At 32.4% G+C, this 13011-nt stretch carries 9 protein-coding genes; 4 read left to right on the forward strand and 5 right to left on the reverse strand.

Annotation, left to right across the window (positions count from 1 at the left end):
- Nucleotides 1–264 precede the first annotated feature (264 nt).
- The 5 genes from LNQ81_RS11910 to tsaD all read right to left on the reverse strand — a co-directional run bounded on the left by LNQ81_RS11910 (nucleotide 265) and on the right by tsaD (nucleotide 5426).
- The gene (locus LNQ81_RS11910; RefSeq protein WP_229946979.1) at nucleotides 265–843 is read right to left on the reverse strand and encodes a hypothetical protein; all 579 of its coding nucleotides are present in this window, start codon (nucleotides 841–843) and stop codon (nucleotides 265–267) included.
- A gap of 566 nt (nucleotides 844–1409) precedes the next feature.
- Nucleotides 1410–2588: a class I SAM-dependent methyltransferase gene (locus tag LNQ81_RS11915; protein WP_229946980.1), complete on the reverse strand. Its 1179-nt coding sequence runs from the start codon at nucleotides 2586–2588 to the stop codon at nucleotides 1410–1412.
- Nucleotides 2585–3679, reverse strand: coding sequence for an AI-2E family transporter (locus LNQ81_RS11920; RefSeq protein ID WP_229946982.1), 1095 nt, complete (start codon nucleotides 3677–3679; stop codon nucleotides 2585–2587). Before LNQ81_RS11920 ends, LNQ81_RS11915 begins: the two co-directional genes overlap by 4 nt.
- Before the next feature lie 10 nt (nucleotides 3680–3689).
- Nucleotides 3690–4394 (reverse strand): 16S rRNA (uracil(1498)-N(3))-methyltransferase, encoded by a 705-nt coding sequence (locus tag LNQ81_RS11925; RefSeq protein ID WP_229946983.1) that lies wholly within the window; start codon nucleotides 4392–4394, stop codon nucleotides 3690–3692.
- A gap of 9 nt (nucleotides 4395–4403) precedes the next feature.
- Nucleotides 4404–5426, reverse strand: coding sequence for a tRNA (adenosine(37)-N6)-threonylcarbamoyltransferase complex transferase subunit TsaD (gene tsaD / locus LNQ81_RS11930; RefSeq protein ID WP_229946985.1), 1023 nt, complete (start codon nucleotides 5424–5426; stop codon nucleotides 4404–4406).
- A 203-nt stretch (nucleotides 5427–5629) separates the two neighbouring features.
- On the opposite strand from tsaD, the gene LNQ81_RS11935 reads away from it, so the two are divergent.
- The 4 genes from LNQ81_RS11935 (at nucleotide 5630) to LNQ81_RS11950 (ending at nucleotide 13008) form a co-directional block, all read left to right on the forward strand.
- A complete protein-coding gene (locus LNQ81_RS11935) occupies nucleotides 5630–10066 on the forward strand; it encodes a translocation/assembly module TamB domain-containing protein (protein ID WP_229946986.1) in 4437 nt (1478 codons plus the stop codon).
- Between the two features lie 71 nt (nucleotides 10067–10137).
- Nucleotides 10138–11124 (forward strand): 6-phosphofructokinase, encoded by a 987-nt coding sequence (gene pfkA, locus LNQ81_RS11940; RefSeq protein ID WP_229946988.1) that lies wholly within the window; start codon nucleotides 10138–10140, stop codon nucleotides 11122–11124.
- 23 nt (nucleotides 11125–11147) lie between these two features.
- Entirely contained in the window at nucleotides 11148–12149 is a 1002-nt protein-coding gene (gene gap, locus LNQ81_RS11945) for a type I glyceraldehyde-3-phosphate dehydrogenase (protein ID WP_229946990.1), read from the forward strand.
- Between the two features lie 13 nt (nucleotides 12150–12162).
- A complete protein-coding gene (locus tag LNQ81_RS11950) occupies nucleotides 12163–13008 on the forward strand; it encodes a BadF/BadG/BcrA/BcrD ATPase family protein (protein WP_229946992.1) in 846 nt (281 codons plus the stop codon).
- The last annotated feature ends 3 nt before the right edge of the window (nucleotides 13009–13011 follow it).

Below are 13011 nucleotides of genomic sequence, written 5' to 3' on the forward strand. Positions count from 1 at the left end.
GCATAATCAAATGTGGTGGTCTTGATTATTAATTGTAATTAAAATTATGATAAAATTATAACAATAACAAATTATTTTTTAATAAAATGTAGTTTTAATGTAACGGTGTCTAATCTATATACCTAGTTTTAATTTCTAATGCGCTAAATTTAAACCTATTGAAATGTCAAATTATGACGGTTAAAGATACAAAAAAAGGTTTTTAGAATTTCTAAAAACCTTTATAAATAGTGATTATTATTAGTTGTTATATTCTCAATATAGCTACTCAATACATGGAATGTTGTCGATAAAGAATTGAGTTGGATTAGTTGTTACATCGACGATAGTAGATTTTAATTCATTTTGTATAATAAACAGTTCATTCGATCCAGCAAATCTAATTTGTACCATCGATATAGGTGAGGATTTTAATAGTGCTAGGTGTTCTTTTTTAATGTAAAAATTAGCATCTAGTATTCTAATGTTTCTTTTTCCTTCACTATCATATGTAAAAGTATCACATTTATCTTCATCGATATAGTGAGCCGATACCGTAGTTCCGTTTACTAGTTTGATAGATACGATACTTTTTCTTGCAACACATGTAATCGGTATAAATTCTGAACTCTTTTGTAAGTATTGAATGTTTAGGAAGGGATGATCGTTACTCGTAATTAGAGAGAAAAACAAGGAGCTAGTAGTCGAAACTCTATCGAATTCATAGACCAATACATTATCAGTTTTTTTGAAATGTATTGAATCCGTTTTTTCTTCATAGTCTATAGAGCAATTTTTTGTTTGTGCTTGACTTAACGTATTAAAGCCTAAAGCGAGTAGTAGTAAGAGTGTAGCTTTTTTCATTTGGTTAAATGGTTTTGAGGCAAATTATAATATTATTTTCAGAATTACAATATTTATAGCCTCAACGCGATTAAAAAATATTTTAAGCAAATGGAATAAAGGAGTTATGTTGAAATATACAAAATAAGAGTCATTATTCAAAAGTATATGGATTGTCATTCACTCGCATCTTCTTAGCTTTCTAAATTGAACAAAGAATTTTGACTTCATTACTTATGAGGAATAAAACAATGTTTAGCTAGCACTTCTTTTGGGGGCTCTAAGAGTTTCCTTGAGTATTCCTTGCCTGAAAGGTGGTTTTCTCTAAGAAAACTGCAAGAGAACCTCAAGAGACCTTCTAGAAGACACACGGCAAACTAATTTTGCTCTATGGATATTTGATGGGAATGAATCGGGGTGATGATTTGTTATTTTTATCTTTTACGGATAATGAGAGTCTGATTTTTTTTGAAATTTTTTAAGTAAAATTCTTCAAATCGTACTATCTAATGATAAATTTTAGAAGAAATAAAAAAGCCAAATTACACTTTGGTATTTTGGCTTTGGTTAGTTTATATTTAACCAGGTTATAGTTTACTACAGAGGATGATGATTCGCTCATCTTTTAGGTTTGTGGTAAAGAATAAATAGACTTCTCCACCATCTTTCATTTTCCATTTCTTTTTAATTTCTTCTACTTTTATAGGAAAGTTACGTGTGGTAACATTTGCTTTTAGATTAAGTAAGTATTCTTTACCCGTTTGTTTATTATATGGGAGTACTTGCTCTATTTTAAATCTCCTACCAGAGAAACCTACTAGGGTGTCACTGGTATAAAGATGACTGAGAGGATGTAGTTTAGCTAAGTTAAAATATTGACTAACTGCATCAAATTTGCCTGTTTTTAAGATAGCTGCATTAGGCTCATATAGATAGGTTAGTGGTATACTGAACGTAGATATAGCTTCTTGCTCTAATACAGTAGAGAATACATGGGTATCTTCTTTGGTAATATTAATGGCTACTAATTCAATATTTTCTTTATATCCTTTTTCTAAGATCCATAGAAGCTCTTTGACTTCATTATTTAAAGCAACGATATGAATACTCTTAACATACTTTAATTCGCCTATACCAGCTTGTAAATCAAGCAAGGGAGAGGTCTTTATAAGTATGTTGCTACTTCTAGAGAAGAGTAAATCTAAATGCTCTGGGACATTGGGTAAACAATCGCTTAGAAAGAATACCTTTTCTTTAGCATCATTACGTCTATGTGGATCTACATATATATAATCCCAATCTTTATTGTTAGCGTTTAGGTAGGATAGGCTATCACCAGTGTAATATTCTATATTGTCTACTCCTAATGCTTGGTTATTTAGAGCTACTATTTTACTTAATCCCTCTTGCATTTCGCAGTGTAAAACAGTTTTTATTTTTTGACTAAAATAGAAGGAGTCAATACCAAAACCGCCTGTTAAGTCTATTAACGTATTTCCTTGTATTAAGGATGCTTTATATGCCGCACAAGGCTCAGAAGAAGTTTGCTCTATAGATAACTTTCGAGGAAATAAAATATTATTTGTCTTAAACCAAGTAGGTAGTTTTGTTTTAGACTTTTTTTTAGATTCCAACTGAATTAATAATTCACTCATTTCAATGCCTTCAAAAGGACTTTTTTTGAAAGCGAGTTTTGTTAAATCTTTATCTAAGTTATCTAGTATGTATTGTTGTACTTCTTCAGACAATAATAGTTCCGTTTTCAATATAGTTTTTTTGTAAGTAGTTGCACAAATTGGTTATTAGGCAAAAACTCTTTGCCAATAACTTTTAAGCAAGTGTAAATAGGTATAGCCGCAATCATTCCAAATATTCCTCCAAACATTCCACTTGCTAGTATGACAATGAATATTTCTAATGGATGTGATTTAACACTATTGGAGAAAATAAGTGGTTGATTGAATACATTATCTATTAATTGTATAGCTAAGAATCCGATCATTACTGTTATTGCTTTTGGTAGTGTCACTTCACTAAAGTTATCTCCTATAAAACTAAGCATTGTAAATAATACAGACAGCACATTCCCAATTAGGGGGCCGATGTAGGGAATAATATTCAAAATAGCCACTAAGAAAGCTATCATAAGACTTCCTTTGACTCCTACGACAGCAAGTAATATAAATGATAGTACAAATATAATGGTCATCTGTGCTACTAGTCCTAAAAAATAACGTGATAAAAGATTATTAATTTTATCAATGGATTTTAATACTTTGTTCTCGTGTTTTAAAGGGAATATTTTCTTAAATTGATACTCTAACAATACTTGATCTTTTAGAAAGAAAAAAGTAATAAATAGAATAGCAAATACTCCCATACCAAACTCGCTAAGTAATCCTAATATTGTGTTGAATAAATTTGGTACGAAATCAAGTTTAATATGAGATTTAAAGTTGGCGTCTTCTAATATTTTGTCTAAACTAAATCCTTTGTTATCTAAGTAGAAATCTATTTTTTGGATTAGTCCATTAAAGTCTTCTTGTAGATGTGATGTGTTTAGTACAGAAAGGTTTTGCGCTTGTGTTGTAAACAGTGGTACAAACATAAAGATAAAGCCTAGAAAAAAAGCTAAGAATATGGTAATCGTAATTGTTACAGATATCACTTTTGACAAGCGTAGTTTTCTCATTAAGAATTCCACTATGGGTTTTCCTATTAAAGCGAGTACAAAGGCAAAGCCCATGTATACAATAATTGAAGTGATTTTTAGAAGCATGGCTCCTAATATAGTTAGTGCAAACAAAATTAAAACTGCACGTACTATTCCCTTCGAAATCGTTTTAGCGTCTGTCATATTTTTACTTTTATTCATTAGCAAATACAAAACTATGTACAGCAACTAGTGCAGCTGTCTCTGTTCTTAATCTAGTGTGTCCTAATGATACAGGGCGATAGCCTTTCTCTAGTGCTAAGTTTATTTCTGAGGTAGAGAAGTCTCCTTCTGGACCTACTAAAAGTAAGTAATTTCTATGAGTGTCTATACAGTCTTTTAATAAGATTTTTTCTGTTTCTTCACAGTGAGCTATATATAATTCATCTTTGTGATCTTGATTTAAAAAATCTTTAAGACTAATTGGCTCATTGAGGATAGGTAAGTGGTATTGAAGAGATTGTTTCATAGCAGATTGTATGATTTTTTCAAAGCGTTCAGTTTTTACTATCTTTCTTTCAGAATGATCACAAATAATTGGAGTAATCTCGTGAATACCAATCTCTGTAGCTTTTTCTAAAAACCATTCATATCGCTCATTCATCTTAGTTGGTGCAACAGCTAGGTGCAAACGAAATGGTGTATATGCTTGATCTTCAGAGTTAATAATGTCTGTAACACATTTTCTATCAGAATCTAAAGTTATTTTAGTGGTAAAAAGAGTTCCTTTTCCATTGGTAACATGTAAAGTATCACCCATCTTGCGTCTAAGTACCTTAATAATGTGTTTACTTTCATCTTTGTCAAAAGTGAAAGATGACTGTCCTTTTTCTATTTCAGGAGAATAAAATAATTGCATAGCTAAGTTTTAAAATTCAATACGCGCTTTAGAAACTACAGAAGAATCAGCAAAAAGTGATTCTTTAAATCGGTAATAGCCTACTATACCAATCATAGCAGCATTGTCAGTAGTATATTCAAATTTGGGTACAAAAGCTTTCCATTTGTATTTTGTCTCACCATCTTTTAGTGCTTGTCTAATACCAGAGTTCGCCGAAACACCACCGCCGATAACGATTTGTTTTATATTAGTTTCTTTAACTGCTAATTTTAATTTGTCGAGTAAGATTTGAATAATTGTGTATTGTATTGATGCACAGATATCTGCCTTATTCTCTTCTATAAAGTTAGGATTGATAGCTACATTTCGTTGTATAAAATACAGAATCTGCGTTTTTAGTCCACTAAAACTAAAATTAAGCCCCTCTACTTTTGGTTTGGTAAAAGCAAATGCTTTAGGGTTGCCTTCTTTAGCGTATTTGTCGATTAAGGGACCACCTGGATAAGGAAAACCAAGTACTTTGGCTGACTTATCAAATGCTTCTCCAACAGCATCGTCTGTCGTTTCTCCTAAGATTTCTAAATCAAAAAAACTATTTACTTTGACGATTTGGGTATGCCCACCAGAAATAGTCATGGCTAAAAAAGGGAATTCTGGCTTGTCATAACCTTCCTCTTCTATAAAATGACACAAAATATGGGCATGCATATGATTAACAGCAACTAATGGAATACCTAAAGCGAGTGATAAGCTCTTAGCAAAAGATCCACCAACTAAAAGAGATCCCATTAGTCCAGGACCTTGTGTGAATGCTATGGCATTTAAATCTGCCTTAGTAATACCTGCTTTTTTAAGAGCGATATCTACCACAGGAACGATGTTTTGTTGATGAGCACGTGATGCGAGTTCAGGTACTACACCTCCATATTCTTCGTGTATTTCCTGTCTAGCTACGATATTAGATAGTACTTTGTTGTCTGCTAGGATAGCTGCGGAAGTATCATCACACGAACTTTCTATCGCTAAAATATAGATGGGTTTTGAAGACATTATTTTATTCTATAATTAGATAATTTATTAGAGCTAAATCTACTCAACCCTATGGAAAATTACTTAAATTTGCTAGTTGTTACGTTTGTTTTGTAAACGTATGAGTAGATTTAGGCAAATTTAAAACATAAAACGTTATCAAAAAATTTAATAAAATACTTTTTCGCTTAGTTGTATGTGTGTTCGCATTGATTATTATCATTATGGGAGCATTGACTCTACCAGGGGTTCAGACATTCTTAGCTCAGAAAGCAGTAGAAAAAATCAACAATGAATTTGGTACGCAATTAGGTATTGAAAGATTAGGTGTTACTATTTTTGGACAAATTACATTAAATGAGGTTACTGCAAAGGATAACCACAACACTAATTTTATTGAAATAAAAGCCTTTACTACCAGTATTTTAGATTTTAATGAACTTATTAACGGACGTTTGTATTTTGGAAAAGCAGATGTAGATGGATTGTACCTTAGAATTCACAAATATAAAGGTGAAGAGTTAACCACATTGGATCATTTTATTAATGCTTTTGATGATGGAAAAGAAGGACAAGGAAAGTTTAGATTAAAATCCTCTTCTGTGACTATTAAAGATACTCACCTTATTATATCTGATGATGAAGCAGCGACTCCTGTTGCAATAGATTTTAGAGACATTAATGCACAGATAAAAGACTTTTTTATTAAAGGACCTAATATTTATGCTAATGTGATTAAGTCGAGCTTTAAAGATAATTGGGGGATGGGAGTTACTAATTTATCTGGTAATTTTGAACATACCAAGACAAGTATCACAATGGATAAGTTAGACCTTCAAACTACAAAATCTGCGATAGAGGGAGATTTGAAGTTTACTTATTCTTTAGGAGATATGAAGTATTTTACGGATAAAGTAAAATGGGATTTTAAGATTCGAAAAGGGGCACTAAATTCATCTGATTTAAATACTTTTACTGGGATATTCGCTCAGAATAAGATGGTTTATGTGACTGGACATATAGATGGAGTGATGAATGATTTTTATATGAAGAATGTAAATCTAGTTGATCCTAATATGTCTAATATTATAGGTTTGTTTCATTTTAAGAATGTTTTTGACCAAGACAAACCTTTTTGGATGAATGCGGATGTTGATAGATTATATATCACACGTGATAATATCGTCGGATTAATGCCTGACTTGTTAGGAGCACTACTTCCTGTAGAGTTGTCTAGTCTTGGAACAGTAGATCTTAGTGGAAATATAGAAATGACTAAGCGTACCTTGAAGACTAATGTGGATGTTCTAACATCAATTGGCAAAGGAAGAGGGTTAATAGAAATAGAGAATTTAGACAACCCTAATTTAGCAGCTTATAAAGGTAATATTGTACTTGATAAATTTGATATTGGCGAACTTATTAAAGATAATAACTTTGGAGTATCTTCCTTAGATTTAGAAATAGATGGAGTCGGGTTTAACCAAAAATCATTAAATACGACTATAAAAGGAGATGTGTTTTCGTTTGTTTTTGCTAAGTATAAATATACGAATATCGCTGTAGATGGTCTGATGAAGATGCCATATTACCGAGGATTATTGCACAGTGAAGACCCTAATTTAAAGCTAGACTTTAACGGAGTAATAGATTTAAGTTCTAAGGTTAAGAATTATGACTTTGTTGCACAAATTGACTATGCGGATTTCTATGCTTTAAACTTAGTGAATGATACATTATCTAAGTTTAAAGGAGAGTTTGAGTTTAAAGCCACAGGGAATACGTTGGATGATTTAGCAGGGACATTCACTATGCGTAATACAGAGTATGTTAATAGTAAAGATACCTATGTATTTACGAACTTTACATTAAATTCTATTTTTAATGAACAGCGAGAACGCCATATATCATTTAGCTCAGAGCAAGCAATAGATGGATATGTCAAAGGTAAATTCTTATTTAAAGATTTGCGTGCTTTATTTACAAATGCATTAGGTAGCTTGTATACTAATTATTCTCCTTATAAGATAAAAGAAGATCAGTATTTAGACTTTGATATTACTGTACACAATAGATTGATAGAAGTTTTTTTACCTCAATTAACAGTCAGTGCATCCACTCATGTGGAAGGGAATATTGATAATGATAACAATGTTTTTAAACTAAATTTTTCGTCACCTAGTATTGGCATAGAGGATTTTAATTTCTATAATATTCTTTTAGATGTCAATAATTCTAATCCACTTTATAATGCTTATGTTTCTGTAGATAGTATGAAATCTAAGTTTTATAAAGTATCAGATTTTAACTTGTTAAATGTAACACATAATGATACATTATTTGTTCGATCTGAATTTAAAGGAGGAGTAAGTGGTAGGGATAAGTTTAACTTAAACTTGTACCATACTATCAATGACGATAATTTATCTGTTGTAGGATTTAAAAAATCAGATGTGTTTTTTAAAGATTTCTTGTGGAGTATAAATGAAAAGGATGATAAAAAGAATAATATCGTCTTTAATAAAAAACTTGAAGATTTTACAATTAATGATTTGTCGCTATCTCATAATGGTCAAGAGGTTAATTTAAAAGGAGCTGTTAGAGATTCCACGTATAAGCATTTCGATTTAGAATTTAAGCAAGTCGATTTGGCTAAGTTTACTCCTGACTTGAATAATCTAGATTTTGCAGGTAATATAGATGGAGAAGTTCATTTCTCCCAAATAAAAGATGTGTTTCAGCCTAATGTGAATATTGGTATTCAGGATTTGGCGATTAATAAGGTAAGATTAGGTAATCTTGCTCTTAATGTAGATGGTGATGAGCGTTTGAGAAAGTTTAATGTTAGATCAAACATTACAGATAATGATATAGAACGATTTTATCTAAATGGAGATTTAGATATCGTCAATAAGCAGATGCAGCTTAATTTGGAGTCAGGGTTTAAAGATTTTGAAGTTAAGCCAATAGAACCCTTATTAGCTTCTATCGTCTCTAATGTAAGAGGGACAATGTCTGGTAAAATAAATATACAAGGTACAGCTAAGAAACCAGAAGTAAATGGAAGATTGCATTTGAATAAAGCAGGTATGAAATCTAAATTTACTGGTGTAGACTATAATTTTGAAGAGGATGCTGCTTTAGATTTGACAGAGAGACAATTTATTTTCCGTAAAGTACGCATACTAGATACTAAGTATAAAACTGAAGGAATTATAGATGGAGATATTTCTCATAAGATGTTTAATGATTGGGCGTTAAATTTATCTTTATCATCTGCTAATTTATTAGCATTAGACACTCAGTACGAAGAAGGAAGTATTTATTATGGGACAGCGTTTATCAATGGAATGGCTAAGTTAAACGGACCAGTCGAAATGTTGTCTATTAGTATTAACGCGACATCTAATAAAGGTACTGCTATTAAAATCCCTTTAAAAGAGGCTCAGGGTACTGGAGAGAATAATTTTATTTATTTCTTAACTCCCCTAGAAAAAGCTTTGCGATTAAAAGGAAAAGATTACGATGCCTATAAATATAGAAATAGTGGGATAGAATTAGACTTCGAGTTTATTTTGACACCAGATGCTTTGATCGAAATCATTTTAGATAGAGAGTCAGGGCATGCTATGCGTGGACGTGGCGCAGGATTCATCACTATGGAGATTAATACTTTGGGTAAATTTAATATGTGGGGTGATTTCCAAGCTTATGAAGGGGAGTATAATTTTAGATATGGAGGATTGATTGATAAGAAGTTTGTTGTGAAGAAGTATGGAACCATTAGATGGGATGGAGATCCTATGAATGCAATACTAGACTTACAGGCAATCTATCACACTGATGCTAACCCAAGTGTTATTGTAGATAATTCAATAATAAATAGAAAAGTGCCTACTGATGTTGCCATTGTTTTAAACGGAAGTTTAAGTAGTCCAGAGGTAGACTTTGAGATAAACTTCCCTACAGTAAGTTCAGTTGTTAAATCAGAGTTAGATTATAAATTAAGTGATAGAGATACTCGTGAACGTCAAGCGATGGCTTTATTGGCTACGGGTGCTTTCTTTTCTTCAGATAACTCTTCGTCTACTCTAGCAGGAAGTTTGTTTGAGCGTGCAAGTAGTATTTTTGATGATTTGTTCTCTGATGAGGATGATAAATTTAAAGTAGGTTTAAACTATGCTCAAGGAGAGCGTAACCCATATACACAAACAGAAGGGCGTGTAGGAGTAACTTTTTCGACTAAGGTTAATGATCGTATTTCTGTCAATGGTAAACTAGGGGTGCCAGTAGGAGGAGTGGAGCAATCTGTTATTGTTGGTGACGTAGAAGTTTTACTGCGTTTAAATGAATCAGGTTCTTTAAGTGCCAGAGTATTTAATCGCGAAAATGATATAAATTATATAGGTGAGGGAATTGGATATACACAAGGTGTAGGATTGTCATATGAGGTGGATTTTGATACTTTTAAGGAATTACTTTCAAAAATATTAAATAAAGCTGACGATAAACAAGGACAAAAAAACAACAAAAAGCAACAAGAAAATAATCGATCAGAAGAGTTGCCAGACTCTGATTTTAATAGGGATTTTATCAAATTTTACGAAACAAGAAGGAAGTCTTCAGGCCCTTCTACAGACACTTATAATTTAACAAAATAAGAACAATAATTAGAGAGTCTATTTTTGTTAAAATGGTCTAATATTCGTAAATTTACTCAAAACGATAAAATATGAGTAAGGCGATTAAAAAAATCGGTGTCTTGACTTCTGGAGGAGATGCTCCAGGGATGAATGCAGCAATTAGAGCAATTGTTCGTACTTGTTCTTACCACAATGTAATGTGTGTTGGTATATTTAGGGGATTTCAAGGGTTGGTAGAAGGAGATTTTGAAGTACTAGGTCCTCGTGATGTAAACTATATCATTAACAAGGGAGGTACTATCCTAAAAACTGCACGTTGTGTTGCTTTTCGAACAGAGGAAGGCCGTAGAACATCTTATGAAAACTTAAAGAAAGCAGAGATAGATGCACTTATAGTAATAGGTGGTGATGGTAGTTTCACAGGTGCAATGGTTCTAAGTAAAGAATATGATATTCCTGTAATGGGGATTCCAGGTACCATAGATAATGATATTCACGGGACAAGCCATACTATTGGATTTGATACAGCGCTAAATACAGTTGTAGATGCTGTGGATAAGATAAGAGATACTGCAAGTTCTCATAAACGACTATTCTTTGTAGAAGTAATGGGGAGAGATGCTGGACATATCGCTTTAAATGCTGGTATAGGTGCTGGTGCAGAAGAAATTCTTATCCCTGAAGAAAATATGGGGATGGAACGATTATTAGAATCCCTTAAGAAAAGTAAAAAATCAGGAAAATCATCAAGTATTGTCATCGTTGCTGAAGGAGAAAAATTAGGTAAGAATGTATTCGAAATAGGAGAGTATGTAGAGACTAATTTACCTGAATATGAAGTACGTGTATCTGTCTTAGGACATATGCAAAGAGGAGGAGCTCCTTCTTGTTTTGACAGGGTATTAGCTAGCCGACTTAGTGTTAAGGCTGTTGAGACTCTCCTAGAAGGTGGAAGTAATTATATGGTAGGGTTAATTAATGACCAAGTAGCTTTAACTCCATTAGAACAAGCTGTAAAAGGGCATTCTCCTATTGATCAGGATCTTTTAAGAGTTTCTGATATCATAACAATTTAAAGAAATAATAAAACATAAAGATTATGAAAACAAGAATTGGTATTAATGGTTTCGGTCGTATCGGACGTTTAATGTTAAGAGAAGCTGCTAAAAATCCTAATGTAGAGATTGTTGCAGTTAATGATTTAATGGCAGTAGAGCATTTAGCTTATTTAATTAAGTATGATTCTGTTCATGGACGTTTTGATGGAACTGTTGAAGTGAAGGATGGTCATTTAGTGGTGAATGGTCAGACAATTCGTGTAACAGCTGAAAAAGACCCTTCTCTATTGAAATGGGATGAGGTTAAAGTAGATGTAGTTGCTGATTGTACTGGTATTTTTAAAGAATTGGATAGCGCTCAAAAACATATTGATGCTGGTGCAAAAAAAGTATTAATCTCTGCTCCATCTGGAACAGCTCCTATGTTTGTAATGGGAGTTAATGAAGGTAAACTTACGGCAGCAGATACAATTATATCTAATGCATCATGTACAACGAACTGTTTAGCTCCATTAGCAAAAGTGATTAATGATAACTTTGGTATTGTAGAGGCTTTAATGACTACTATTCACGCTGCTACTGCTACGCAATTCACTGTTGATGGACCATCTAAAAAAGATTATAGAGGAGGACGTTCTGCGTTGAATAATATTATTCCAGCTTCTACTGGTGCTGCAAAAGCTGTCGGTAAAGTTATTCCTGAGCTAAAAGGAAAATTAACAGGTATGTCAATGCGTGTTCCTACAGCAGATGTATCAGTAGTTGATTTAACTGTAAAAGTAGCCAAAGGTACTACATATGAAGAAATTATGGCAGTGCTTAAAAAAGCAAGTGAGAACGAGCTTAAAGGAATCATGGCATTCGTAGAAGATGATGTGGTATCTCAAGATTTTGTGTCTGATACTCATACTTGTATAGTGGATGCTAAAGCAGGTATTGCTTTAAATGATACATTCTTTAAATTAGTTGCTTGGTATGATAATGAGTATGGTTATTCAGCTAAAATGGTTGAAATGGCTATTCTATTAAATAGTATCAAATAATAAAAAGGTTTGAATGAAAATAATTGTCGATAGTGGTTCAACTAAGGCAGATTGGATTTTCTTTGACCAAAATAATAATGTTATAACTTCGGTGACTAGCCTTGGGCTAAATCCCGAAGTTATTACTTTAGAAGAGTTCTTTACCCGTGTTAATACAGTGCCAGATATCTGTAAGAATAAAGACGAGGTTAAAGAACTTTATTTTTATGGCTCAGGATGCGGATCTGATCGCACAAAGAATATCGTAAAAAAATTCGCAGAAGAATATTTTACCAATTGTCTTAATATTAATGTTCACGAAGATACGTATGCAGCCGTTTATGCTACAGTAGGTAGGGGCGAATCAGGTATTGTTTGTATAAATGGTACAGGGTCTAATGTTTCTTATTTTGATGGTGTCAAAGTGCACCAGCGTGTACAGTCTCTCGGTTTTATGGCTATGGATGACTGTAGTGGTAGTGCATTAGGAAGAATAATGCTTAAGAGTTTGTTTTTAAATATGATGCCTGTAGACTTAGCTACTTCGTTTAAGAGTAAATATGACTTGGATGCAGATGTGGTAAAGTATAATTTTTATAAAAAAGAAAATCCTAATGCGTATATGGCATCATTTCTTCCTTTTTTAATAGAACATAAAGACAAACCTTTTTTTAAACAAATGATAAGAGAGCAAATAGCTTTCTTTGCTGATTATTATATTAAGAATCACCCAGAGTATAAAGAAGTTCTTGTTCACTTTGTGGGTTCTGTAGCTTATTTTTTACAAGACGATTTTAGAGAAGTGATGAGTGAGCATAATATTCAAGTTGGTAAAATAATACAAAAACCACTAGATGGTTTAATCGAATATCATAAATAAGAT

Source organism: Myroides oncorhynchi, from assembly GCF_020905415.1.
Classification (GTDB): Bacteria; Bacteroidota; Bacteroidia; order Flavobacteriales; family Flavobacteriaceae; genus Flavobacterium; species Flavobacterium oncorhynchi_A.

Coding starts and splice junctions, on each gene's coding strand:
- tsaD (WP_229946985.1), bottom strand. CDS start 5,426: ATGTCTTCAAAACCCATCTATATTTTAGCGATAGAAAGTTCGTGTGAT.
- pfkA (WP_229946988.1), top strand. CDS start 10,138: ATGAGTAAGGCGATTAAAAAAATCGGTGTCTTGACTTCTGGAGGAGAT.
- gap (WP_229946990.1), top strand. CDS start 11,148: ATGAAAACAAGAATTGGTATTAATGGTTTCGGTCGTATCGGACGTTTA.
- LNQ81_RS11920 (WP_229946982.1), bottom strand. CDS start 3,679: ATGACAGACGCTAAAACGATTTCGAAGGGAATAGTACGTGCAGTTTTA.
- LNQ81_RS11925 (WP_229946983.1), bottom strand. CDS start 4,394: ATGCAATTATTTTATTCTCCTGAAATAGAAAAAGGACAGTCATCTTTC.
- LNQ81_RS11910 (WP_229946979.1), bottom strand. CDS start 843: ATGAAAAAAGCTACACTCTTACTACTACTCGCTTTAGGCTTTAATACG.
- LNQ81_RS11950 (WP_229946992.1), top strand. CDS start 12,163: ATGAAAATAATTGTCGATAGTGGTTCAACTAAGGCAGATTGGATTTTC.
- LNQ81_RS11935 (WP_229946986.1), top strand. CDS start 5,630: ATGGGAGCATTGACTCTACCAGGGGTTCAGACATTCTTAGCTCAGAAA.